Origin of the sequence: Actinoplanes sp. CA-030573 (genome assembly GCF_050951115.1) — a bacterium.
Classification (GTDB): Bacteria; Actinomycetota; Actinomycetes; order Mycobacteriales; family Micromonosporaceae; genus Actinoplanes.
Genome location: NZ_CP192038.1, coordinates 5,583,721 through 5,607,624, shown reverse-complemented (window position 1 = coordinate 5,607,624; position 23,904 = coordinate 5,583,721). Strand labels below are relative to the sequence as shown.

Here is a 23,904-nt window from a genome sequence, read left to right as displayed (position 1 = left end):
CGAAGATCATCGTTGTGAACGATCTCAGCGAACCGGCGCATCGGCGGTCGTCATCCTCGAGCCGATGCGGCGGGGCCCGCGCCGGCCGGCGTCCGCCGTAGGCTCGTCCCATGGCGCCGCGGGGAGGGCTCAGGGTCGGCGTCGCGGGCGGGGGCATCGGCGGCCTGAGCGCCGCGGTGTCGCTGGTCGCGGCGGGCTTCGACGCGCACGTCTACGAGCGGGCGGCCGCCCTCGGCGAGATCGGCGCGGGCGTGCAAGTCAGCCCGAACGCCACCCGGATCCTGCACGGCCTCGGCCTGGCCGGCGAGCTGGCCCGGACCGGCGTGCGGCCGCGGGCGCTGTGGCAGCGCCGGTGGGACGACGGCCGGGTGCTGCTCGACGCGCCGACCCGCGACTTCGGCTTCCCGTACTACCAGATGCGCCGGCCCGACCTGCTGGCCGCGCTGGCCGGCGCGCTCCCGGCCGGGCGGGTCCACCTCGGGCGCCGGCTGACCGGCTTCGACGACCACGGCGACGGCGTACGCGCGTCCTTCGCCGACGGCTCGACCGCCGAGCTCGACGTGCTGGTCGGCGCCGACGGCATCCACTCGGTCGTGCACGGCGCCCTGTTCGGGGCGGCCCGGCCGCGGTTCACCGGCTGCGTGGCGTACCGCGGCCTGATCCCGGCCGAGCGCGTGCGCCACCTCGGCCTGCCGGTCACCACCCAGCTCTGGCTGGGACCCGGCCGGCATTTCATCCACTACTTCGTGGGCGGCGGCCGCTTCCTGAACTTCGTGGCGATCGTCGAGCAGGACAGCTGGACCCGTGAGTCCTGGACCGACCGCGCCGACGTGGCCGCGGCGCGGGCCGCCTTCGACGGCTGGCACCCGCAGATCCACCAGATCCTGGGCGCGATCGACCAGACGTACATCTGGGCGCTTTTCGACCGGCTGCCGCTGCCGCGCTGGTCGCGCAACCGGGTCACCCTGCTCGGCGACGCCTGTCATCCGATGCTGCCGTTCATGGCCCAGGGCGCCGCGCAGGCCATCGAGGACGGCGCGGTCCTGGCCGGCTGTCTGGCCGGCGCCGGCGATCCGGCCGGGGCGCTGCGCCGCTACGAGGCCCTGCGCCGGCCGCGGACGTCCCGCATCCAGGCGATGTCGGCGGAGAACAAGATCCGTTTCCACCTGCCCGACGGCGACGCCCAGAAGGCCCGCGACGAGGCGCTCGCCCGGGGCGGCACGAACCTGTCCGCCCCGATCGTGGAGTCGATCTACTCGTACGACGCCACCCGGGCGGCGGATCCTCAGGAGAGCGGACAGGTGTTCCGGTAGTCGCTGACGCTCGACCCGGTCGGTCCCGGGCAGATGAACTGGTCGTAGCGGGTGTCGTTGTCGACGAAACGCTTCAGCCACGCCACCGCGAGCCGCCCGGTCAGGGTGTTCACCGTCTGCGGGAAGAAGTGGCTCGCGTTGTTCAGCTCGAGATAGGCCTTCTCCGACGACGCCGGAATGGTGTTGTAGAACGGGATCGCATGCGACGCCACCGGGGCGATCGTGTCCGACTCGCCGCCGACGATCAGCGTCGGCACCCGGATGTCGGTCCACGACTTGTCGGTGTCCCAGGGCGCCAGCGGCACGGCCGCCCGCAGCGACGGCCGGTCCTTCGCCGCCTCCAGGGTCCCGCCGCCGCCCATCGAGTGGCCGGCCACGGCCAGGCGCGACGCGTCGACGCGGGAGCGCACCGAGCTCTGCGTGGTCAGGTAGCTCAGGGCGGCCAGCAGCTCGTCACCGCGCTGGGCCGGCTGGTCGTAGAGGGTGTTGGTCTCGATGCCGATCACGACGAAGCCGTGCGAGGCGATCCGCGGGCCCAGCCAGGCGATGCTCGACCAGGTGGCGGTGAAGCCGGGCGAGATCGCGACCGCCCCGAACGTCCCGTCGGCGGTCGTGGTCGGGTAGTAAACGGTGCCGCCGCCGAAGCCGCTCACCAGCGCCGGGACGGACGTCTGCGAGACCGCGTAAGGCCCGCGGGAGGCATCGAGTGCGGCCAATGTCGGCGCCGGGCCGCGCTGATCCGGGTTGTCGGCGGCGTGCGCGGCCGTCGCCGGCGCCACCGACAGCAGGGCGGCGGCGGCCGCGGCCGCCAGGAATCGGCGAATCATCGTTGTCACCGGGGACTCTCCCGAGGTTGGGGGATAGATGTCCGACAGTGTTCGGGCGTTCCGGAGAAGCACGCATCGGCGAAATTGCCGGTCTCCGTAACAAGCGCGAAATAGCAGCACGCGAAAAGTGACTTCCGTCCGGGCCGCGACCGGCGCGAGACTCGCCGGTATGGTTGATGCACCGGCAGTGCAAGAACCTGTGCTGGACGACCTGCTGCGGGCGGCGGCCGGCGGGCGGGGCGGCGCGCTGATCGTGACCGGCGAGCCCGGCTCCGGCCGCACCACGGTGCTGCGGTCGGCCGAGGCGCGCGCGGGCGGCTGGGCGATCTGGCGCGCGCCCGGGTTCCACGACGAGAGCTTCATCCCGTACGGGGGAATGGATCGTCTCGCGCTGCCGGTCGATCCCGGCTCATGTCCGCTGAAGGCCGGGATGGCGCTGGTCGACGCGCTGCGCCGGGCGAGCGCCCAGCGGCCGCTGCTCTGGCTGCTCGACGACGCCGACCAGCTCGACCCGCAGTCCTGGAGCCTGGTGCGCCTGGCCGCCCGCCGCGTCGGCGGCCTGCCGGTGGCGATCGTCGCGTCGGGTCCGCCCGGGTTCGCCGCCGGCCTGCCCGAGCTGCGCAGACTGCCACTTCCGGACGACCGGGCCCACGCGCTGCTGCCGCCCGATCTCGCCGGTGACGCGGCCGCCGCGGTGGTGCGGATGGCCGCCGGCAACCCGTCCGCGCTGCTGGCCATCGCCGGCGAGCTGACGCCCGCCCAGCGTCGTGGCTTCGAGCCCCTGCCGCCGTGCGTGCCGCGCGGCAGCGCCCTCGGTGATCACCTGCGCGCGCGCCTCGCCGCGCTGCCACCGGCGACCCGGTCGGCCCTGCTGCTGGCCGCCGCCCCACCCGGCCCCGGCCTGTCGGCCCTGCCCGTCGACTTGGCCGTCTTCGCCCCCGCCGAGCGTCTCGGCCTGATCCGGATCTCCGGCGGCGCGGTCCAGTTCCTCCCGGCCGCCGCCCGCGACGTGACCTACCACGACGCCCCGATCGCCGAGCGCCAGGCGGCCCATCTAGTCCTCGCCGCGACCATGTCCGGCCTCCCGTCGCTCCTGCACCGCGCGGCCACCACCACGACCACCGACCACGCACTTGCTCGCGAGCTGGTCGCGGCGACGCCGGGTGCCGCGCCCGAGCTCTCCGCGCTCGCTTTCCGGTACGCGTCGGAGCTCGGCGCCGCCCCGGCGCCCCTGCTCCTGGCGGCCGCCCGCCAGTTCGCGACCGCCGGCCAGTCGCACCAGGCCACCCCGCTGCTGCTCCGCCTGGGCGCCGTCCCCGCGACCGCCACCGTCCGCGCCCGGGCCCGGGGACTGACCGCCGAGCTGACCCTGCGCGGCGACCCGCTCAACGCCCGCGACACCCTGCTCGACGTGGCCGCGGAGCTGCTGCCGGCCGACGTGCCCGGCGCGCTGGAGGCCCTGCTGCCGGCGGGCGAAGCCTGCTGCCGGGCGGGCGACCCCGGCCGGTACGCCGCGCTGGTCGCGACCCTGCCGGCGATGGAGGATGACCTGGCCTTCCGGCAGGTGCGCGGCCTGGCCGACCTGATGAGCGGCGACCAGGCCGGGGCGTTCGCCCACTTCCGCGCCGTGCTCGCCCTGGCCGACCGGGTCGACGACCCGAACCTGCTGACCGCGGCCGCGATGGCCGCCATCCTGGTCGGCCGGGACCGCCGCGGCGGCGCCCTGGCCCGGCGCGCCGCCGCCCGGGCCGGCCAGACCGGCGCCCACGCCCTGGTCCCCGCCGCGCTGGAGGCGGCCGCCTACGCCGAGCTGGCCGCCGGTCGCTACGAGGCCGCGACCGAGGCCGCATTGGACGGCGCCGCCGCCGCCCGCCGCGCGTGCCGCCTGGACCTCGCCGACACCCACCTGGCCCTGCTCGCGGTCCTGGCCGCCCTGGTCGGCGACCGCCCCACCGGCGAGCAGCGCTGCCGGGCCGCCACCGCCCGCACCGACGAGACCCGCGACCTGGCAGCCTGGGCCTACGCCCTGCTCGACCTGGTGGAGGGCCGCCCGGCCCCGGCCGCCGCCCGGCTGGCCGCCCTGGTCGAGTCCCCGCCCGGCCGCGGTTCCGCCATCCTGCGCGTCGCCGTGATCCCCCACCTGCTCGAGGCGATCGCCGGCGCCCCGCCGACCGCCACCACCTCCGGCCACGATGCCGCCGAGCTGACCGCGATGGCCGCCGGCTTCGACCTCTGGGCGGGCAATACCGCCGAGCCGCCCTGGCTGGCCATGCGCGCCCGCTGCCGGGCCCTGCGCAGCACCGACCTCCACGATGCCGACGACCACTTCCGGGAAGCCCTGCGCCGCCACGAGCCCGGCTTCGCCCGCGCGCACACCGCCCTGCTCTACGGCCGTCACCTCCGCCGCCGCCGGCATCATCGGGAAGCCCGCGAGCACCTGCGCGAGGCGGTCGAGACCTTCCACCGGCTGGACGCGTCACCCTGGGCCGAACAGGCCGCCCTCGAGCTCCGCGCCGCCGGGGAACGGGCCCCCGTCGCCCCGCCGGCCGGCCCGCCGCTCACCGCTCAGCAGGAGCGCATCGCCGGCCTGGTCGCCGAGGGCGCCACCAACCGCGAGGTGGCCCAGCAGCTGCACCTGAGCCCCCGCACGGTCGACCACCACCTGCGCAACGTCTTCGCCCGCCTCGGCGTCCGCTCCCGCACCGAGCTGGCCCGCTTCCTGACCGGCTGAGCCGCTCGGCCGGCCGGCCGGCCGGTTTGCGCGGCCGGCGACCACACCGGTAGCCTCCCCGCAATCCACAGTAGAGGGATGATTCGGGGGAGCGAGCCATGGTCCGCAAGCGCGCACTTCACGCCGTCATGGCGTCCATCATGGTCGTCGTCTCCGTCATTCTCGCGCAGTCGCCGGCGCGGGCCGCCGGGGAGATCTACGGTCCCTACTGGCTGCTCGACATGAGCTCGAAGAAGTGCCTCGCCGACCCGGGCACCAGCATGAGCGACAACACCACGATGGTGATCTGGGACTGTCTCGGCCTCGACGACCAGAAGTGGAACAACGAGACCCCGGTCAGCAACAGCGACTACTGGACCTTCAACGCGGCCAGCCGGAAATGCCTCACCGTCAAGAACGCGGTGACCACCAACAACGCCGCGATCATCCAGTACACCTGCAACACCGGCACCAACGAGCGGTGGACCTACGAGTGGCACAGTCTCGGCGGTGGCCTCATCCCGATCACGGTGGCCGGCCGCGGGTATTTCATCGACGGGTACTACAAGATCAAGAACCTGAAGAGCGGCCGCTGCCTCACGGTCAAGAACCAGGGCAAGACCAACGGATCCGCGCTCCTGCAGTACGACTGTGACAGCCCGGGCAGCAACATGTGGGCCCAGCTCGAGATCTACTAGGCCGCGAGCAGCTCCGGAACCTCGGCCGGTCGCCGGCCGCACAGGGCGAGCGCCGGGACCATGGCCGCGGCCGTCAGCAGGAACGCGAGCGGGAAGCCGGTCGACGAGACGACCAGCCCGACGCCGATCGCGCCGACCGCCATGCCCAGGTCGTAGGCGGCGTTCCAGATCGCGCTCACGCCGCTGTACGCGGAGAGCGGCACGCTCGCGTACATCATGGTCAGGGTGGCGTTCTGCAGGATGCCGAAGCCGGCGCCGAAGACGGCCGACCCGGCGAGGACCGCGGTGGGCGAGCCGACCAGGGCCAGCGCGCCCATGCCGGCGACCGACAGCAGCATGCCGGGGATCAGCAGGCGGGCCTGGCCGCGACGGTCGCCGATCCGGCCCGCCAGCCAGCGGAAGGCGGTCGCGACCGCGGGCTGGACCAGCAGCGCGATCGACGCCTGGGCGCCGGAGACGGCCAGCGGCAGGAACGTGACCATGACGCCGGCCGCGGACGTGCAGGCGGCGAAGACGACGGCGGGGCGGACGACCGGCCGCAGCGCGTGCCGTTCCCCGGACGGCGGCGGGGCGGTCCGCGGCAGCGACGGCAGGGCGAGCAGGGCGGCCGTCGGCGCGGCCGCGGTCAGCGCGAAGACCAGCCCGAAGCCGTACCGCCCGGCCAGCCACATGCCCAGCGGCATCGCGACCAGCGAGCAGACCCCGCTGACCACGCCGATCAGCGCGACGCCCTGGCCGCGCCGGCTCGCCGAGACCATCGAGGCGGTCAGCGCGCCGCCGGCGACGGTCGCGATCGCGAAGCCGATGCCCCGCACGGCGTTGACCGCCACGATCAGGGCGGGCGCGTCGTAGCGCAGGAACAGCAGCGCGGGCGCACCGAGAAGGACCAGCCCGGCGGCCAGGGTCAGCCGGTAGCCGAGCCGGGCCACGATGCGCGGGGTCACCAGCTCGAACAGGACGGTCGCGACCAGGAACGCGCCGGTGGCGAGCCCGGCCGAGGACGCGTGGGCGAACAGCGGCACCACGGCGAGCGGCAGGTAGAAGCCGAGCGACGAGCCGGCGATCGGGGCGAGTGCGGCAGCCTTCATGCGGTCGACGCTAGGCGGCAAGTGGCTCACTGCTATGGTCCGATTTCATGGCTATCGAGTGGTCCGGTTGGGGGCCGCAGCTGCTTCTCACGCTCGATCGCGCCTCGGGCACCCCGCTGCGCGCCCAGGTCGAGCACCACTTGCGGGCGGCGATCCGGGACGGCCGGCTCACGGCGGGGGAGCGCCTGCCGTCCTCGCGGGCGCTGGCCGCCCATCTCGGCCTCTCCCGCGGCCTGGTCCAGGACTGCTACGCCCAGCTGCAGGCCGAGGGTTACCTGACCGCGCACGTCGGCTCGGCCACGCGGGTGGCGATGTCCGCTTCCAAGACCCCGGCGCCGGTACGGCCCCGGCCGCCGCGACCGGCGCCGCTGATCGCCGACTTCGCGTCGGGCGTGCCCGATCTGCGCGGCGCCCCGCGGCGGGACTGGGCGTGGGCGGTCGGCCAGGTCTGCCGGTCCGCGCCCAACAGCGCCTTCGACTACGGCCCGGCCGAGGGCCAACCCCGGCTGCGCGAGATCCTGGCGTCCTACCTGCGGCGGGTGCGGTCGATCGACGCGTACGCGGATCAGGTCGTGGTCTGCACGGGCTATGCCCAGGGTCTGGGGCTGATCCTGCGGGTGCTCGCCGGTCGCGGGCACACGACCGTGGCCTTCGAGGATCCGGGCGCGGTGCGGACGGCGCGGGCGGCGGCCACCGGCGCGGGGATGGAGGCTTTGCCCGTACGCGTGGATGGCCTCGGACTTGATGTCGCTCTTCTCGACCGGACCGGGGCGCGGGTCGTTATCGTGACGCCCGCGCACCAGTGGCCGACCGGGGTCGTGATGGATCCGTCGCGGCGGCATGCCCTGCTGGCTTGGGCGCGCGAGCGGGATGCCCTGATCGTCGAGGACGACTACGACGCCGAGTTCCGCTACGACCGCGACCCGGTCGGCGCCCTCCAGGGGCTGGCGCCCGACCGCGTGGCCGCGATCGGCACGGTGAGCAAGTCGCTGGCGCCCGCCCTGCGCCTGGGCTGGGCCGTCGTCCCGGTCGACCTGATCGACGACGTGGTCGAGGCCAAGCTGGTGGCCGACCGCGGCTCGTCCGGCATCGACCAGCTCGCGCTGGCCGCCCTCATCGAGTCCGGCCGGTACGACCGGCACCTGCGCCGCATGCGTTCGGTCTACTCGGCCCGGCGCGACGCCCTGATCGCGGCGCTCGGCGACGTGCCACTGTCCGGCCTGGCCGCCGGCTTCCACGCGGTCGTCGATCTGCCGCCCGGCGTCACCGAGCCCGCGGTCATCGAGGAGGCGCGCACCCGCCGGGTCGGCGTCTACGGCATGTCGGAGTACCGGGTTTCGCCCGGCCCGCCGCAGCTGGTGTTCGGCTTCGGCAACACCCCCGCCCCGGCCGTCACCGCCGGCATCACCGCGATCGCCGACCTGCTGCGCTAGATCGCGAACTCACCGTCCCGCTGTCGCGGCCACGATCGTCCGCGGCGCCCGTGTCTCCTGGCAACGGAAGCTCGGCGGTGACCGTGGTGCCGGCCCCACCCGAGACGATCTCGACGTGCCCACCGATCGCCAGCGCGCGGCTCATCATGCCGGCGAGTCCGACACCCACCCGCTCGTCACGGAAACCGTGCCCGTCGTCGGCGACACTGATCATCAGTGCCCGGCCGCTTCCGGTGACCGAGACCTCGATCCGGTCCGCGTCGGCGTGGCGGGCGGCGTTGGTCATCGCCTCGGTGACGATCCGGTAGACGGCGATCTCGACCTCGGACGGCAGGGCCGGCAGCGGACCACCGCGCACCCGGGCGGCCAGCGTGGCCGCCTCGCGGGCACGGTTCAGGTGGACGGTGTCCGGATCGGACATCGCGGCCATGCGGAGGCCCTGGTCGATGCGATCGAGCAACGTCGCCAGCCCGCCTTTCAGGTTCGCGCGCAGTCGACGGCGTTCGTCGCTCACGGCCTCGACCAAGCGGTCCCGCTCGGCCGACAGCTCGGCGGTGATCCGGGTGGCCCGCAGCACGACCGCGACCTGCGCGACCAGGGCCCGGTGGAGGGCGAGCTCGGCCCGGCCGCGGGCGGGCGGGGCCGGATACCAGGTGGCCAGCCACAGCATGCCGAGGTCACGGCCGCCGTACCGCAGCGCGCCGATCTGGTAGCGGGCGGGACGGCGGCCGACGGCGGCGATCACCGTGCCGTCCGGTCCGCGTACCGCCGCTCCTTGCGCGCCGGTCGAGGCCGCGACGCTGCCCAGTGCCCAGGGCAGCAGATCGGCGTCGCCGGCCGAGGCGACGCCGCCGCCGAGATCCCGGACGGCCGCGACGGGGTCCGCGCGGCGCCCGTAGACGAGCCGGTCACACGCTCGGCGCAGCCAGATCTGCACGGGCGTCAGTCCCACCGCGATGAGCACGGCCGCCTCCGCAGGGTGCGCGCCAGCCGCAGCGCCACCTCGTAGCAGGCGCTCGAATCGCGCTCGAGGAGGTCGCGGAACACGCCGGCCGGCAGCGTGTCGACGGTGACCGCGCCGCTTGCACGGGCCGAGACCGTCCGGGGTAGTCGTCGAGCGCGGCCGCCTCGCCGACCAGATCGCCGGGGCGCTTCCCGCCGACCCGGACGTCGCCGCCGTCCGGCCCGCCGCGGTAAAGCACGAGCCGCCCGTCCCGCACGAGGAAGACCTCGCCGGGCGCGCTGCCCTCGCCGTAGAGCTCCTGACCGTCGCCGAGCCTCCGCCGATCGCCGGCGGCTTCGAACGCGGAGTCCAAGGTGCTTCGGTCGGTACGCATGCTCACTCCCGGATGTCAGCGGTGTCTCAGGGGTTGAGGGCCTTCTTGACGGCCTTGGGTGTCGCGTTGCCCGCCAGCTCCGTGACGGGGTCGCACGCGACCAGGCCGACCAGGTTCGGGTGAGCGTCCGCGTGGTGGCGTCGATGTGTCCGCCGCGCAGCATCACGCCGTGCGTGATCATGCGGTGCGTGTAGCAGCCCGCGGCCGCGGCGTCGCGGTCGCCTTCCGGGGTGGGGGTGACGAAGTTGTCCTCGCGGCCGGGCCCCAGTACTGCTTCAACGTCGGCATGGTCGGCTCCTTCGTCTCGCGCTGACGCGCTGTGAGATCGATGGCCGGCCGGAGGGCGCCCGGGCCGGATGAGCCCGTCGTCCCGGCCGGGCCGGGAGGAGTGCCCGGGCATGCCGGGACGGGCCGCTATCGTGCAGCCATGACACGGACCGCGCTGGTCACCGGCGCCTCCTCCGGGATCGGGCGGGCGACGGCATCGGCGCTGGCCGCGCGCGGCTACCGGGTGCTGGGCACGAGCCGCGACCCGGACGGGCAGAAGGTCGAGGGTGTGGAGTTCCTCCCGCTCGACCTCGCCGAGACGGCGTCGATCGAGGAGCTGGCCGCGGCCGCCGGCGACATCGACGTGCTGGTCAACAACGCGGGGGAGAGCCAGTCCGGGCCGTTCGAGGAGCTGCCGGCCGACGCGCTGAGCCGGCTGTTCCAGGTCAACGTGCTGGGGCCGGTGCGGCTGAGCCAGCTGCTCCTGCCCGGCATGCGCGAACGCGGCTACGGGCGGGTCGTCATGGTCGGGTCGATGCTGGCGAGCTTCCCGCTGGCGTACCGCTCCTCCTACGTCGCGACCAAGGCGGCGCTCAAGGGGTTCGCGAGCGGTGCCCGCCACGAGTACTCGCCGTTCGGCGTCTGGATCACCACGGTCGAGCCCGGCTCGATCAACACCGGCATCAGCGAGCGCCGGACGAAGTACCTCGCGCCCGGCTCCCCGCATCGTCGCGACTTCGAGACCATGCTCGCCGCGCTCGACCGCAACGAGCGGGCCGGCATCGGTCCCGGGCGCGTCGCCGAGGTCATCGTCAAGGCGATCGAAACCCCGAGACCCAAGCAGCGGTACGCCGTCGGCAGCAACGCCCCGATGGCCTTCACCCTGCGACGGATCGTCCCGCAGTCGGTCGCCGAGAAGCTCACCCACCGCCGCCACGGCCTGACCCGGTAGGACAGCCCCGGAAAGCCGCCTGTGGACAGTCCAGCAGAATTGTCGTACCCGGGTGCTTTTCTCACCCCACCCACTGAACGGGGTGGGGAAGGCTAGCGGCCCTCACCCAGGAAACCGGGGTGGACCGCTAACAGACCGCGGCGGCCGCCCGATCCCTGTGGAATCGGGCAGCCGCCGACGACCGAACGGGCAGAGTTCGGGAAAAGTTCGGGCTTCCCGGCGGACGGTGCCGGGAAGCCCGAGGTCTCAGGGCCGGCCCACCTCCAGGGCCTTCTCGATCTCGACCGGGGTGAGCAGCACCCGGCGGAGGCCGGTCTCCCGCACCGGGCCGGTCAGCGTGACCGCACCCCGGCAGGGCAGGTCCTCGGCCGACGTGCCGACCATGATCTCCAGCGCGCCGGGCTCGACGATCCGGCGCAGGTCACGGCCGGTGAAGGCGGTGCGGTCGGTGTGCACGCGGAAGCGCACGTCCTTGGCCTCGCCCGGCTCCAGCGGCACCCGGGCGAAGCCGGTGAGCTGCTTGACCGGGCGGGTCACCGAGGCGACCACGTCGTGCAGGTAGAGCTGGACGACCTCGTCGCCGGCCCGCTCGCCGGTGTTGCGCACCCGCACGGTCACCGTGAACTCGCCGTCGGTCGGCACCGTCTCGTCGCTGATCCGCAGGTCGTCGACCTCGAACGTGGTGTACGAGCGGCCGTGGCCGAACGGGAACAGCGGGGTCGGGTCGAGGTTGCTGACGCCGCTGTTCTCGGCGCCCAGCGGCGGCTGGAGGTAGGTGCCGGGCTGGCCGCCGGGCGTCCGCGGGATCTGCACCGGCAGCTTGGCTCCCGGCTGCACCCGGCCGGAGAGCACGCCGGCGATCGCGGCGCCGCCCTCCTCGCCCGGCATGAACGCCTGCACCAGCGCCGCCGCGTCGCCGGCCACCTCGCCCAGCGCGTACGGCCGGCCGGAGACGACCACGATCACCACCGGGGTGCCGGTCGCCAGCAGCTCCTTCAGCAGGTCGCCCTGCAGGCCGGGCAGGCGCAGCTCGTCGGCGTCGCAGCCCTCGCCCGAGGTGCCGTGGCCGAAGAGGCCGGCCAGGTCGCCGACCATCGCCACGCAGACCTCCGCCTCCCGGGCGGCGTCGACGGCGGCCGCGAAGCCCGACCGGTCGCCGCCGATGACGTCGCAGCCCTTCTCGTACCGGATCTCGGCCGTGCCCAGCTCGGACCGCAGCGCCTCGACCGCGGTCGGCACCTCGATGCCCAGGCCGTGCGAGGGGTAGCGGGGCAGCACGTGGTTGGGGAAGGCGTAACAGCCCATGAACGTACGCGGGTCGGCGGCGCACGGACCGACCACCGCCACCTTCCGCAGCGCCGGGTCCAGCGGCAGGGCCGATCCGGCGTCGAGCAGGATCACCGACTTCTCCGCCATCTCCCGGGCCAGCGCCCGGTTCGCGGCCGAGTCGAGGTCGACCTGGCCGGCCCCGGCGACCGACTTCTCCGGCGTCCAGTCCGCGTCGAGCAGGCCCAGCTCGGCCTTCTGGGTCAGCAGGCGGCGGGCCGCACGGTCGATCAGCTCCTCCGGCACCCGGCCGATCAGGCCCTCGCCGAAGCCCAGCGTGTCGGGCAGCTCGACGTCGATGCCGGCCTCGAGCGCCTGCGCGCCGGCGTCGTCCATGTCGGCGGCTATCCGGTGCATGGTGGTCAGGAACGGCACCGCCCAGTAGTCGCTGACCACCGTGCCGGCGAAGCCCCACTGCTCGCGCAGCACCTCGGTGAGCAGCCAGGAGTCGGCACCGGCGGGCACGCCGTCGACGTCCGAGTACGAGTTCATCACCGAGCCGGCCCCGGCCTCGCGCACCGAGGTCTCGAACGTCGGCAGGATGACGTCCATCAGCTCCCGGCGGCCCATCGGCACCGGTCCGTGGTTGCGGGCGCCGCGCGAGGCCGAGTAACCGGCGAAGTGCTTCAGCGTGGCGATCACCCCGGCGCTCTGCAGGCCGCGGACATATCCGGCGCCGAGCAGGGCGACCAGGTACGGGTCCTCGCCCATCGTCTCCTCGACCCGTCCCCACCGGTAGTCGCGCACGACGTCGAGCACGGGGGAGAGGCCCTGGTGCACGCCGAGTGCCGCCATGTCCCCCCCGATGTGCGCGGCCATCCGCTCGACCAGCTCGGGGTCGAAAGTGGCGCCCCAGGCGATCGCGGCCGGGTAGACGGTCGCGCCGAACGCGGTGAAGCCGGTCAGGCACTCCTCGTGGACCAGCGCCGGCACGCCCAGGCGCGAGTCCTGCAGGACGACGTGGTGCTGGCGGACCACCTCGGCCGCGCCCTCGGCCACGGTCAGCGGCACGCTCCCGTACACCCGGGTGAGGTGGCCCAGGCCGTTCCGGCTGGCCTCGGCCAGCGGGATCGTGCCCGAGGCCGCGAAGACGTCCTGCATCGGGGCGACGTTCAGGGTCTCTTCGGAATCGGTGCGTCGTTCGTCCGATTCCGCCTCCTGCATGTCGTTGCCCACCCATCGGCTGCCGAGTTGGGCTACTTTCTCCTCGACGGTCATCGCGGCCAGCAAGAGCTCGACGCGCTCCGCCACGGGTAGGTGCGGGTCCTGCCATGGCTTGGCCGGGTGCTCTGCGGTCACGACGTTGCTCCTAAAAAGTTATCCAACAAGTTCCGAAACTTTCAGTACATTCACAGCATGAATTATCGGTCGGCCGAGGCGTGACCAAGGGGGCCCGAATTCGGTCCACTCTTGCCGTGGGAGCGCGACCAGAGCAAGACCCTTGACATGATCAAGCCGAAACCCTACGTTAACGAAACCTCACGTTAACTTGCGGTCGTTGCACGAAAGTTGCAGTGTTTGTGACGGCGGCAACCCCATCCCCACGACGATCCACTCGCCGCGGCAGGACGCGGCGCTCGAGTACGGAGATCAGCGTGACCAATAGGAACTTCTCCCGGCGCAACTTTCTGGGTCTAGCCGCGGGGGCTGCGGGTGCTGCGGCCCTCGCGGCTTGTGGCAGTTCGGGCCCGTCCGACAAGGGCGGCAGCAGTGGTGGCGGTTCGAAGGGCGGCGCCAGCTACTGGTCGCTCTCCGGTGAGCCCGGCCAGCCGATCCGGCAGGCGGCGATCGACCGGTTCAACAAGGCGAACGCGGACACCAAGATCACGCCCACGTTCTTCCAGAACGACGCCTACAAGCAGAAGATCAAGACCGCCATCGGCGCCGGCCAGGCCCCGACGATGATCTGGGGCTGGGGCGGTGGCGGCCTCAAGTCGTACGTCGACGCCAACCAGGTCGTCGACCTCACCGACTGGCTCGGCCAGAACGCCGCGGTCAAGGACAAGATCCTGCCGTCGTCGTTCGGCGCCGCCACGGTCAACGGCAAGATCTACGCGCTGCCGGTCGAGACCGTGCAGCCGATCGTGCTGTTCTACAACAAGAAGGTCTTCGAGAAGGTCGGGGTCGAGCCGCCCAAGACGTACGGCGACATCCTCAACCTGATCCCGAAGTTCAACGCCAAGGGCATCGCGCCGTTCTCGCTCGCCGGCCAGTCCCGGTGGACGAACATGATGTGGCTCGAGTTCATGCTCGACCGCAACGCCGGCTCGGACGTGTTCAACAACGTCTTCGCGGGCAAGGCGGGCGCCTGGTCCGACCCGGCCGTGCTGGACATGCTGACCAAGGTGCAGGACCTGGTGAAGAGCAACGCCTTCATCAAGGGCTTCTCCTCGATCACCGCCGACTCCAACGCCGACCAGGCCCTGCTCTACACCGGCAAGGCCGCGATGATGGTGCACGGCTCGTGGTCGTACGGCATCCAGAAGGCCAACGGCGGCGACTTCGTCAAGTCCGGCGGCCTGGGCTGGATGAACTTCCCGCCGATCGAGGGCGGCAAGGGCGACCCGACCAACACCGTCGGCAACCCGGGCCAGTACCTGTCGATCTCCTCCAAGGCGAGCGCCGCCGAGCAGGACGTGGCGAAGAAGTTCTTCTCGACTACCCTGGTGGACGACGACGAGAAGGCGGGCTGGGTCAAGTCCGGCGGCGTCCCGGTCCTGAAGAACGCGGACAGCCTCTACACCGGCGACGACGCGCAGTTCCTCAAGGACATGTCGGCGATCGCGCAGAACGCCAAGACCTTCGCCCAGTCGTGGGACCAGGCGCTCAGCCCGACCGCGGCCGAGACGCTGCTCGACAACATCGCGAAGCTGTTCCAGCTCCAGGTCACCCCGCAGCAGTGGGTCGACAACATGAACGGGGTCATCGGCAAATGACGACGCTCGCTCCGCCCGCCACCCGCGTGCAGGAGCCAACGACCGCCAAAGGCGGGCGGAGCGGCTCCGTCGGATGGATGGCTGTCCCGGCGCTGGTGATGTTCACCGTGTTCGGGATCGTCCCGCTCATCGGTGTGTTCGTGCTCAGCTTCACCACGTGGGACGGCATCGGTGACATCCACTTCACCGGACTGACCAGCTGGAAGGCCGAGCTGACCGATCCCGGTCTCCCGCACGCGCTGTGGGTGACGTTCGAGATCATGATCCTCTCGTGGCTGGTGCAGACGCCGTTGTCGATCCTGATCGGCGTGTTCCTGGCGGCGTTCAAGAGGTACCGCGGTGTCCTCGCGGTGCTGTACTTCATCCCCCTGCTGCTGTCCTCGGCGGCCATCTCGATCACGTTCAAGGCGCTGCTCGACCCGAACTTCGGCCTCGGCGCCGGCTTCGGGCTCGACTTCCTGAAGCAGGACTGGCTCGGCGACCCGCAGCTCGCCATGGGCGTGCTGGTCTTCGTCGTGTCCTGGCAGTACATCCCCTTCCACTCCTTGATCTACCAAGGCGCGGTCCGGCAGATCCCGACGTCCATGTACGAGGCGTCCATGATCGACGGAGCGGGCCGGGTGCGGCAGTTCTTCAGCATCACGCTGCCCCAGATCAAGTACACGATCATCACGTCCTCGACGCTGATGGTCGTGGGCTCGCTGACCTTCTTCGACCTGATCTACGTGCTCACCGGTGGCGGTCCCGGCGACTCCACCCGTGCGCTGGCGCTGGAGATGTACCAGAAGGGCTTCATGGCGAACCTCATGGGCCCGGCGAGCGCCATCGCCGTGATCCTGGTCCTGGTCGGTCTGCTGCTCGCGCAGTTGCTGCGCCGCCTCGGCGGCCGCGGCGACGAGAGCATGATGGAAGGTGTCTGACGTGACGGCGATCGATGTTTCCGGCACGCCGGGGCGCCCCGTGCGCCGCAAGGGTCTGCTCGGCCGGATGGCCAAGTGGAACTGGATCGGCGGCACGTTCGGCTGGGTGTGGCTGCTCATCGGGATGATCCCGATCTACTGGATCGTCATCACGAGCTTCAAGACCCAGGCGAACTACTTCATCACCAACACGTTCGCCCCGCCGAAGGACCCGACGTTCGAGAACTACAAGCTGGTGTTCGAGAACGAGATCGTCCGCTACTTCACGAACAGTGTGATCGTCACCGTCGGCGCCGTGGTGCCGGCCGTGCTCATCTCGTTCATGGCGGCGTACGCGATCGTCCGCGGCATCGGCAAGCGGTGGCTGCGCTGGTCGAACACGGTGTTCCTGGCCGGTCTCGCGATCCCGCTGCAAGCGGTGATCATCCCGGTCTATCTGATCATCATCCGGCTCAAGCTGTACGACACCCTGATCGCCATCGTCCTGCCCTCGATCGCGTTCGCCATCCCGCTGTCCGTCCTGGTGCTGAGCAACTTCATCCGGGACGTGCCGAAGGAGCTGTTCGAGTCGATGCGCATGGACGGCGCCACCGAGTGGGGCACCCTGTGGCGGCTCGCGTTCCCGCTCACCCGCCCGGCGCTGGTCACCGTGACCATCTACAACGCGCTGGGCATCTGGAACGGGTTCCTGCTGCCGCTGGTGCTGACCCAGAGCCCCGTCCAGCGCACGATCCCCTACGCGCTGGTCAGCTTTCAGGGTCAGTTCGGCGTCAACACGCCGGCGATCGCCGCCTCGGTCACCCTGACGACGATCCCGATCGTCCTGCTGTACGCGATCGGCCGCCGGCAGCTACTGAGCGGTCTTACCGCCGGCTTCGGCAAGTAGGGCCGTGCTCTCCCGGATCACGAGCTCTGTCGCCAGCTCCACCCGGGGAGTTTCGATGGGCTCGCCGCGGGACAGTCGCAAGACCGTCCGGGCGGCGAGCCCACCCATGTCGGCGAGGGGTTGACGCACCGTGGTCAGCGGCGGCGCCGACCACCGGGCCTCCGGCAGGTCGTCGAAGCCGACCACGCTGAGGTCGTCGGGGATGCGGATGCCGCGCAGCCGGGCGGCCTCGTAGAGCCCGAGCGCCATCTGGTCGCTGGAGGCGAAGATCGCGGTCGGCGGGTCGTCCCGGTCGAGCAGCCGCATGCCGGCCGCGAAGCCGGACTCGTGCCGGAAGTCGCCCGGCTCGATCAGGCGGCGGTCGACGCGCAGGCCGGCCTCCTCGAGGGCGGCCCGGTATCCGTCCAGCCGGGCCCGGGAGCACAGCAGCGCCTTCGGCCCCTCGACCAGGCCGATCCGGGTGTGGCCCAGCGAGATGAGGTGCTCGGTGGCGCTGCGCCCGCCCGACCAGTTCGTGGCGCCGATCGTCGGCACGTCCGCGGCCACCCCGCCGGCCGGGTCGATGATCACCATCGGCACGTTGAGCCGGTGGAGCTCGGTGCTGATCGGCCCGGCCCCGTCGGAGATCACCAGGATCACGCCGTCGGACTGCCGGGCCCGCAGGTTCTGCAGCCACTGCCGGGTCGAGGCGGTGCGGCGGTGGACGGCGGAGACCACGGTGCCGACGCCGGCCGCGTGGGTCGTCTCCTCCACGCCGCGGATCAGCTCGACGGCCCACGGGCTGTCCAGGTCCTGGAAGACCAGATCGATCAGCCCGGCGCGAAGCGGTTGCCGAGAGTTACGAGGCCGGTAGTCGTGCTCGCGGAGAAGATGCTCGATGCGGTCCCGCGTCTCGGGCGACACGTCGGTACGTCCGTTGAGCACCCGTGACACCGTGGGCACGGACACACCGGCCGCTTCCGCGATGGTCGCGATCGTCACGCGTCGTCCACCGGCGGCCATGGTCGTCTCCTTCGCGCCGCGGGACTCTACGCTGAAACTTTCGACCGCGGTTCGGGAAGTATTGCACATCCGCGACAATGCCGGGCTCACACAGTGACCGTGGTCGCGACAATGATGTCACCGGGCCCTGCGCGCCGTTCGCTCCCGGCTCGTGCACCACCCGCTTCCAGGGAGGATCCCGCGATGACGATCGACCTGCCGGCCCCGGTCCGCGCGGCGATCGACGCCGCCAACGCGAACGACACCGACGCATTCCTGGCCTGCTTCCCGCCGGACGGCGTCGTCGACGACTGGGGTCGCGAGTTCGCCGGTCATGACGAGATCAGGGGATGGTCCGACCGCGAGTTCATCGGCGTCAAGGTCGAACTGCGGGTCACCCAGGTCGCGATCGACGATGTCGACGTCGTGGTGACCGCTCAGGTCGGCGGCGACGGCTTCAACGGCCCGTCGCACTTCACGTTCCGGGTCGAGGGCGACCACATCACCCGCATGACGATCCGGGCCTGACCCGGCCACCGCGGGTGGGCCTACCGACGACTGAGTGCGTCGCCGTCGGTCGCCACTTATGGCAGCGGCCGGACCAGCCGGTCGGTCCGGATGGCAATCGGGAACGGATCGTCGGAGCGGAGAGTGCGACCCGGCCCGGCGACGGCGTGCTCTACGTAGCGAGCTCCGTCGAGCCGGTGCAGGCGCAGCGTCACCGAGCGCAGCTCCCGCCGCTCCGGCTCGACCAGCAGGTGCCACGGGATCCCCGCCGCGGCGTAGCGTTCCTTCTTCTCCTCGCGATCCCACCTGGCGTTGCTCGGCGACGTGACCTCGGCGACGAGGGTTACGTCGGCCGCTTCCGCGACGCCGCTCGCCCACGAGAGCTTTTCGACGAGCACGTCGGGGCAGACGATGGTTCCCGGGCCGATGCGAACGTCCACTGCCTCGAAGAGGGTGAGTCCCGCGGCGAACGCGGCGGGCTCGAGAAGGTTGGCGAGATGGCGGGAGATGCCTTGATGGGGCCTGCTGGGGGAGGGGCTCACCTGAATCTTTCCGTCCACGAGTTCCGTACGGACGTCGAGTTCGCCCAGCGCCAGGTACTCGGCCTCGGTCCAGCTTCTGGACAGGTCAAGTGACTGCTCGCTCATGGGCAGAGTGTCCCACGTCGTCATGCGTCTCGCCCTCCGACTAGTTGACTCGTGACCACACCGTGGAGCGACTCGGTGAGCAAGCCATTGCGGAACGGTTGCTCCGCTCAGCGACCCCGCACGGCGCACCGAAGTCGCTGGCATGCGCCTCAACTCGCGACGGTCCCTGCTGGCCGGTGTCCTCAGTCTTGTCGCCGCCCTCGGGCCCGCGACCGCGGCCGCGGCGGACGAGCCGGCGCCGGGGACGAACGGCGTGCTGCGGGTCATGCCGCTCGGCGACAGCATCACGTTCGGCAAGGGCGACCCGGCCGAGAACGGCTACCGCGCCGAGCTCTACGACCGGCTGAGCGCGGACGGCGCGCGCGTCGAGTTCGTCGGGTCGCAGCACAACGGGACCGGGGTCGCGACGGCGCACGAGGGTCACCCGGGCTGGCGGATCGCCCAGCTCACCGAGCGCATCGACGGCTGGATGGCGGAGTCGCGGCCGGACGTCGTGCTGCTCGACATCGGCACCAACGACCTGCTGCACCGTGACCACGTGGCCGCGGCGCCCGACCGGCTGATCGAGCTGATCGACCACATCGTGGCCGCCGACCCGGCGGTCCGGATCGTGCTGGCCGACCTGCTGGTCGTCGACCGCGGGCACGAGACCGACTTCCTGAACTACAACACCGCGGTCGGCATGCTGGCCGGCTTCTACCCGGACAACGTCACGCCGGCGTCGATGTCCGGCATTCCGGTCGAGAACACCGTCGACCACGTGCACCCGAACGCGCTGGGCTATCGGCAGATGGCGGAAGTCTGGTACGAGGCCCTGCGAGGCTGAGGACGGACGGAGCCGGGTCAGCGCGGGGCCGACAGGGCCGGCGTACGCGCGGCGGCGGCCAGCTCCGCCGCCACCGAGGCGTGGTCGGCGGCGATCAGGCCGACCGTGATCCGCAGGTGCGGCCGGCCGCCCGGTGGCGTGAACGAGGCGCCGGCGGCCGCGGCGATCCCCGCGCCGGCCAGAGCGATCAGGGCGGCCTGCTCGTCGGCGACCGGGAGCCAGATGTTGAGCCCGTCGCCGGGCGGCAGCGTGATGCCGGCCGTCGCGAGGGCCGAGATGACCAGGTGCCGGCGGCGCGCGTACTCGGACCGGGCGTGCCGCACGGCGGCGACCGACGACGGCTCGGTCAGCAGGGCCACCAGCAGCCGCTGCAGCAACCGGCTCGTCCACCCCTGCCCGAGCAGCCGCCGCTCCAGGATCGGGTCGAGCACGGTCGCCGGGCCGCCCACCGCGGCCAGCCGCAGGTCGGGACCGTGCGACTTGGAGAAGCTCCGCACGTGGATCGTCTGCCGCGGCAGGTGCGCGCCCAGCGACCGCGGGGGAGTGGAGGCCACGTCGCCGGCGGAGTCGTCCTCCACCGCGTACACCTGCGGGTGGGAAGCGAGCACCGCGGCGAGCGACGCCGCCCGTGCGGCCGACCACGACGCGCCGGTGGGGTTGAGCGCCCGCGGCTGGAGGAAGACGGCGGCGGGGCGCGACGCGAGGGCGGCGGTCAGGGCCGACGGCACCATGCCCTCGGCGTCGGTGCCGGCGAACACCGCCTCCACGCCCAGCGCGTCCAGCAGGTCGAGCAGCGGGGGAAAGCACGGGTTCTCGACGATCGCGCGGTCGCCCAGGCGCAACAGGGCCGAGGCGATCTGGTCGACGGCGTCCATCGCGCCGTCGAAGACGGCCAGCCGGTCGGGTGGGAACGGCCAGCTCGCCCGCAGCAGCTCGGACAGCGCGGGCAGGACCGGCTCGTCCAGATAGCTCGACGGTGCGGGGGAGAGGCCGGGGAGCGCGGGAAGGGCCGGCAACAGCGCGGGATCGGGCACGCCGGTGGAGAGGTCGAGCGGGAAGCCGGACCGGCCCCGGAGCGCGGCCCGATAGCGGCCCGGGCCGCCGAGGCGGGACTCGGCGACGACCGTACCGCGACGTCCGCCGGTCTGGATGGTTCCGGCCCGGCGCAGGAGCTGCCAGGCTGCGCTCACCGTGGTCGGCGACATGTGCAGCTCGCGGGCCACCGCGCGGACCGGCGGAAGCTTGGTGCCGGGCGGCAGCGCGCCCTCGCCCACCGCACGCCCCACGGCCTCGGCGAGACCCCGGGCGGACGGCTCGGTGAGCAACTTGCGGACGGCCGGAAGCATTTTGTGACAGTACGTTTCAAGCATTGTTCCGTCTAGGCCTGTTACGTAACCTCGCCCCATGAAGCGAATCGCGCACTGGATCGGCGGCGCCGAGCACGCCGGCACCTCGGGCCGGGTCGGCCCCGTCTTCAACCCCGCGACCGGCGAGCAGACCGGCGAGGTCGACCTGGCGTCGGCGGCCGAGGTCGACGCCGCCGTGGCGAGCGCGACCGAGGCCGCCCGGGCCTGGCGCGAGGCCTCGCTGTCGCGCCGGTCGGCCGTGCTGTTCAAGTTCCGCGAGCTGCTCGCCGACCGGGCCGGCGACCTGGCCGCGGTGATCACCGGCGAGCACGGCAAGGTGCTCGCCGACGCGGCCGGCGAGGTCGCCCGCGGCCTGGAGAACGCGGAGTTCGCCACCGGCATCCCGCACCTGATGAAGGGCGCCTACTCCGAGCAGGCCTCGACCGGCGTCGACGTCTACTCGATCCGCCAGCCGCTGGGCGTGGTCGCCGGCATCACCCCGTTCAACTTCCCGGCCATGGTGCCGCTGTGGATGTGCACGACGGCGATCGCGGCCGGCAACGCGTTCGTGCTCAAGCCCAGTGAGAAGGACCCGTCCGCCGCCCTCTTCCTGGCCCGGCTGTGGCGGGAGGCGGGCCTGCCCGACGGCGTCTTCACGGTGGTGAACGGGGACAAGGAGGCGGTCGACGCGATCCTGACCCACCCCGGCATCGCGGCGGTCAGCTTCGTCGGCTCGACCCCGATCGCCAAGTACATCTACGAGACCGGCACCGCACACGGCAAGCGGGTGCAGGCCCTGGGCGGCGCCAAGAACCACATGGTCGTGCTGCCCGACGCCGACCTGGAGTCGGCGGCCGACGCGGCGGTCAGCGCCGCCTACGGCTCGGCCGGCGAGCGGTGCATGGCGATCTCGATCGTGGTGGCCGTCGGCGACGTGGCCGACCCGCTGGTCGAGGCGATCGCGGCCCGGCTGCCGAAGCTGCGGATCGGCGCCGGCACCGACCCGTCGGCCGAGATGGGGCCGCTGATCACCCGGCAGCACCGGGACAGGGTCGCCAGCTACATCGAGCGCGGCGCGGCCGGCGGGGCCACGGTGGTCACCGACGGCCGGCAGGCCGACCTCCCGGAGGACGGCTACTTCCTCGGCGTGACCCTGCTCGACCACGTGACGCCGGAGATGGACGTCTACACCGACGAGATCTTCGGGCCGGTGCTCGGGGTCGTGCGGACCGCGACCTACGCCGAGGCGGTCCGGCTGATCAACGACAACGAGTACGGCAACGGCACCGCCATCTTCACCCGCGACGGCGGCGCGGCCCGGCAGTTCCAGTTCGACGTGAACGCGGGCATGGTCGGCGTCAACGTGCCGATCCCGGTGCCGGTGGCCTACTACTCGTTCGGCGGCTGGAAGGCCTCGCTGTTCGGCGACACCCACATGTACGGCCCGGACGGCGTCCACTTCTTCACCCGTACCAAGGTCGTCACCTCGCGTTGGCCCGACCCGGGCACGTCCTCGGTCGACCTCGGCTTCCCGACGACACGGTAAAGGCCGACATGTCCGACTCAAGCGTTCGCGCCGACGACCGCGCCCACGTCTTCCATTCCTGGTCCGCCCAGAGCCTGATCGACCCGATGCCGGTCGCCGGCGCGGAGGGCTCCTACTTCTGGGACTACGAAGGGACGAGATATCTGGATTTCTCGTCGCAGCTGGTCAACGTCAACATCGGCCACCAGCATCCGCGGCTGGTGGCGGCGATCCAGGAGCAGGCGGCCAAGCTGTGCACCATCCAGCCGGCCTTCGCCAACGACAAGCGGGGCGAGGCGGCCCGCCTGATCGCCGGGCTCGCACCCGGCGACCTCAACAAGGTGTTCTTCACCAACGGCGGCGCCGAGGCCAACGAGAACGCGATCCGGCTCGCCCGCGGCCACACCGGCCGGCACAAGGTGCTGGCCACCTACCGGAGCTACCACGGCTCGACCTCGACCGCGATCACCGCCACCGGCGACCCGCGGCGCTGGGCCAACGAGCCGGTGGCGGTCGGCGTCGTGCACTTCTGGGGGCCGTACGCGTACCGGTCGCCCTTCTTCTCGGAGAACGAGGCCCAGGAGACCGAGCGCGCCCTGCGGCACCTGCGCGACACGATCGTCTTCGAGGGCGCCGGCACCGTCGCGGCGGTCCTGCTCGAGACGGTGGTGGGCACCAACGGCATCCTGCTGCCGCCGCCCGGCTACCTGGCCGGGGTGCGCGCGATCTGCGACGAGTTCGGCATCGTGCTCATCGCCGACGAGGTCATGGCCGGCTTCGGGCGCTGCGGCGAGTGGTTCGCAATCGACCGCTGGGGCGTCACCCCCGATCTGATCACCTTCGCCAAGGGCGTCAACTCCGGCTACCTGCCGCTGGGCGGCGTGATCATTTCGGACGAGATCGCTGCTTCGTACGACCGGACGCCGTTCCCCGGCGGACTCACCTATTCCGGGCATCCGCTCGCCTGCGCCTCGGCCGTCGCCTCGATCGAGATCTTCAAGGAGGAGGGGATCGTCGAGCATGCCCGCGCCCTCGGCGACGACGTGATCGGCCCGGAGCTGCACCGGCTCGCGGAGCGGCACCCGAGCGTGGGCGAGGTGCGTGGCCTGGGCGTGTTCTGGGCGGTCGAGCTGGTCCGCGACCGGGCGACCCGGGAGCCGCTGGTGCCGTTCAACGCCTCCGGCGCCGCCGCCGGCCCGATGAACGAGCTGGCCGCCGCCTGCAAGGAACGGGGTCTGTGGCCCTTCACCCACTTCAACCGGGTGCACGTGGCGCCGCCCTGCACGGCCGGCGCCGACGAGGTCCGGGAAGGACTGTCGATCCTCGACCGGGCGCTGTCGGTGGCCGACCGGTATTACGCGGGCTGACGCGGGATTGCG

The 23,904-nt window shown here is 72.2% G+C and carries 21 protein-coding genes; 13 read left to right on the top strand and 8 right to left on the bottom strand.

Annotated elements, in window-relative coordinates; genetic code table 11:
• Window positions 1-110: 110 nt before the first annotated feature.
• A complete protein-coding gene (locus ACQP2F_RS25950; RefSeq protein WP_433291649.1) occupies window positions 111-1,313 on the top strand; it encodes an FAD-dependent monooxygenase in 1,203 nt (400 codons plus the stop codon).
• Here the strand turns inward: ACQP2F_RS25950 and ACQP2F_RS25945 are convergent.
• A complete protein-coding gene (locus ACQP2F_RS25945) occupies window positions 1,286-2,140 on the bottom strand; it encodes an alpha/beta hydrolase family protein (RefSeq protein WP_433291647.1) in 855 nt (284 codons plus the stop codon). The genes ACQP2F_RS25950 and ACQP2F_RS25945 overlap by 28 nt on opposite strands.
• A gap of 187 nt (window positions 2,141-2,327) precedes the next feature.
• Between ACQP2F_RS25945 and ACQP2F_RS25940 the strand changes: the two genes are divergently transcribed.
• Entirely contained in the window at window positions 2,328-4,871 is a 2,544-nt protein-coding gene (locus tag ACQP2F_RS25940; RefSeq protein WP_433291645.1) for a LuxR C-terminal-related transcriptional regulator, read from the top strand.
• Between the two features lie 98 nt (window positions 4,872-4,969).
• Window positions 4,970-5,548: an RICIN domain-containing protein gene (locus tag ACQP2F_RS25935; protein WP_433291642.1), complete on the top strand. Its 579-nt coding sequence runs from the start codon at window positions 4,970-4,972 to the stop codon at window positions 5,546-5,548.
• On the opposite strand, the gene ACQP2F_RS25930 is transcribed toward ACQP2F_RS25935, so the two are convergent.
• Complete coding sequence (locus tag ACQP2F_RS25930; RefSeq protein ID WP_433291639.1) at window positions 5,545-6,636, bottom strand: MFS transporter; 1,092 nt, start codon at window positions 6,634-6,636, stop codon at window positions 5,545-5,547. The two genes, ACQP2F_RS25935 and ACQP2F_RS25930, sit on opposite strands and share 4 nt — an antisense overlap.
• Window positions 6,637-6,683: 47 nt before the next feature.
• On the opposite strand from ACQP2F_RS25930, the gene ACQP2F_RS25925 reads away from it, so the two are divergent.
• On the top strand, window positions 6,684-8,069 hold the full coding sequence (locus ACQP2F_RS25925; protein ID WP_433291636.1) for a PLP-dependent aminotransferase family protein: 1,386 nt from the start codon (window positions 6,684-6,686) through the stop codon (window positions 8,067-8,069).
• Here the strand turns inward: ACQP2F_RS25925 and ACQP2F_RS25920 are convergent.
• Both ACQP2F_RS25920 and ACQP2F_RS25915 read right to left on the bottom strand, forming a co-directional pair.
• Entirely contained in the window at window positions 8,041-9,033 is a 993-nt protein-coding gene (locus tag ACQP2F_RS25920) for a sensor histidine kinase (RefSeq protein WP_433291633.1), read from the bottom strand. The two genes, ACQP2F_RS25925 and ACQP2F_RS25920, sit on opposite strands and share 29 nt — an antisense overlap.
• The gene (locus ACQP2F_RS25915) at window positions 8,978-9,406 is read right to left on the bottom strand and encodes a Crp/Fnr family transcriptional regulator (protein ID WP_433291630.1); all 429 of its coding nucleotides are present in this window, start codon (window positions 9,404-9,406) and stop codon (window positions 8,978-8,980) included. Before ACQP2F_RS25915 ends, ACQP2F_RS25920 begins: the two co-directional genes overlap by 56 nt.
• 169 nt (window positions 9,407-9,575) lie before the next feature.
• On the opposite strand from ACQP2F_RS25915, the gene ACQP2F_RS25910 reads away from it, so the two are divergent.
• A complete protein-coding gene (locus ACQP2F_RS25910) occupies window positions 9,576-9,719 on the top strand; it encodes a hypothetical protein (RefSeq protein WP_433291628.1) in 144 nt (47 codons plus the stop codon).
• A 114-nt stretch (window positions 9,720-9,833) separates the two neighbouring features.
• A complete protein-coding gene (locus ACQP2F_RS25905; protein WP_433291626.1) occupies window positions 9,834-10,625 on the top strand; it encodes an SDR family oxidoreductase in 792 nt (263 codons plus the stop codon).
• 246 nt (window positions 10,626-10,871) lie between these two features.
• Here the strand turns inward: ACQP2F_RS25905 and ACQP2F_RS25900 are convergent, their stop codons facing one another.
• Window positions 10,872-13,250: a glycoside hydrolase family 3 N-terminal domain-containing protein gene (locus tag ACQP2F_RS25900; protein WP_433291624.1), complete on the bottom strand. Its 2,379-nt coding sequence runs from the start codon at window positions 13,248-13,250 to the stop codon at window positions 10,872-10,874.
• 296 nt (window positions 13,251-13,546) lie between these two features.
• Here ACQP2F_RS25900 and ACQP2F_RS25895 point away from each other — a divergent pair, with 296 nt between their 5' ends.
• From ACQP2F_RS25895 to ACQP2F_RS25885, 3 genes are all read left to right on the top strand, one after another.
• On the top strand, window positions 13,547-14,887 hold the full coding sequence (locus ACQP2F_RS25895; protein WP_433291621.1) for an extracellular solute-binding protein: 1,341 nt from the start codon (window positions 13,547-13,549) through the stop codon (window positions 14,885-14,887).
• 77 nt (window positions 14,888-14,964) lie between these two features.
• Entirely contained in the window at window positions 14,965-15,807 is an 843-nt protein-coding gene (locus tag ACQP2F_RS25890; protein WP_433291619.1) for a carbohydrate ABC transporter permease, read from the top strand.
• A gap of 1 nt (window position 15,808) precedes the next feature.
• Window positions 15,809-16,693 (top strand): carbohydrate ABC transporter permease, encoded by an 885-nt coding sequence (locus tag ACQP2F_RS25885; protein WP_433291617.1) that lies wholly within the window; start codon window positions 15,809-15,811, stop codon window positions 16,691-16,693.
• Here the strand turns inward: ACQP2F_RS25885 and ACQP2F_RS25880 are convergent.
• Window positions 16,658-17,695: a LacI family DNA-binding transcriptional regulator gene (locus tag ACQP2F_RS25880; protein ID WP_433291614.1), complete on the bottom strand. Its 1,038-nt coding sequence runs from the start codon at window positions 17,693-17,695 to the stop codon at window positions 16,658-16,660. The genes ACQP2F_RS25885 and ACQP2F_RS25880 overlap by 36 nt on opposite strands.
• A gap of 183 nt (window positions 17,696-17,878) precedes the next feature.
• On the opposite strand from ACQP2F_RS25880, the gene ACQP2F_RS25875 reads away from it, so the two are divergent.
• Window positions 17,879-18,202, top strand: a complete 324-nt coding sequence (locus ACQP2F_RS25875; RefSeq protein WP_433291612.1) for a nuclear transport factor 2 family protein — start codon at window positions 17,879-17,881, stop codon at window positions 18,200-18,202.
• Window positions 18,203-18,258: 56 nt separating this feature from the next.
• Here ACQP2F_RS25875 and ACQP2F_RS25870 read toward each other — a convergent pair whose 3' ends face one another.
• Window positions 18,259-18,828 (bottom strand): Uma2 family endonuclease, encoded by a 570-nt coding sequence (locus tag ACQP2F_RS25870; protein ID WP_433291610.1) that lies wholly within the window; start codon window positions 18,826-18,828, stop codon window positions 18,259-18,261.
• A gap of 142 nt (window positions 18,829-18,970) precedes the next feature.
• On the opposite strand from ACQP2F_RS25870, the gene ACQP2F_RS25865 reads away from it, so the two are divergent.
• Window positions 18,971-19,654, top strand: coding sequence for an SGNH/GDSL hydrolase family protein (locus ACQP2F_RS25865; RefSeq protein ID WP_433291608.1), 684 nt, complete (start codon window positions 18,971-18,973; stop codon window positions 19,652-19,654).
• Window positions 19,655-19,671: 17 nt separating this feature from the next.
• On the opposite strand, the gene ACQP2F_RS25860 is transcribed toward ACQP2F_RS25865, so the two are convergent.
• On the bottom strand, window positions 19,672-21,000 hold the full coding sequence (locus ACQP2F_RS25860; RefSeq protein ID WP_433291606.1) for an aminotransferase class I/II-fold pyridoxal phosphate-dependent enzyme: 1,329 nt from the start codon (window positions 20,998-21,000) through the stop codon (window positions 19,672-19,674).
• 58 nt (window positions 21,001-21,058) lie between these two features.
• Here ACQP2F_RS25860 and ACQP2F_RS25855 point away from each other — a divergent pair, with 58 nt between their 5' ends.
• Both ACQP2F_RS25855 and ACQP2F_RS25850 read left to right on the top strand, forming a co-directional pair.
• Window positions 21,059-22,546 carry a CoA-acylating methylmalonate-semialdehyde dehydrogenase gene (locus ACQP2F_RS25855; RefSeq protein ID WP_433291604.1) on the top strand — a complete coding sequence of 496 codons (1,488 nt, stop codon included), beginning with the start codon at window positions 21,059-21,061 and terminating at the stop codon, window positions 22,544-22,546.
• Between the two features lie 8 nt (window positions 22,547-22,554).
• Window positions 22,555-23,892: an aspartate aminotransferase family protein gene (locus ACQP2F_RS25850; protein ID WP_433291602.1), complete on the top strand. Its 1,338-nt coding sequence runs from the start codon at window positions 22,555-22,557 to the stop codon at window positions 23,890-23,892.
• The last annotated feature ends 12 nt before the right edge of the window (window positions 23,893-23,904 follow it).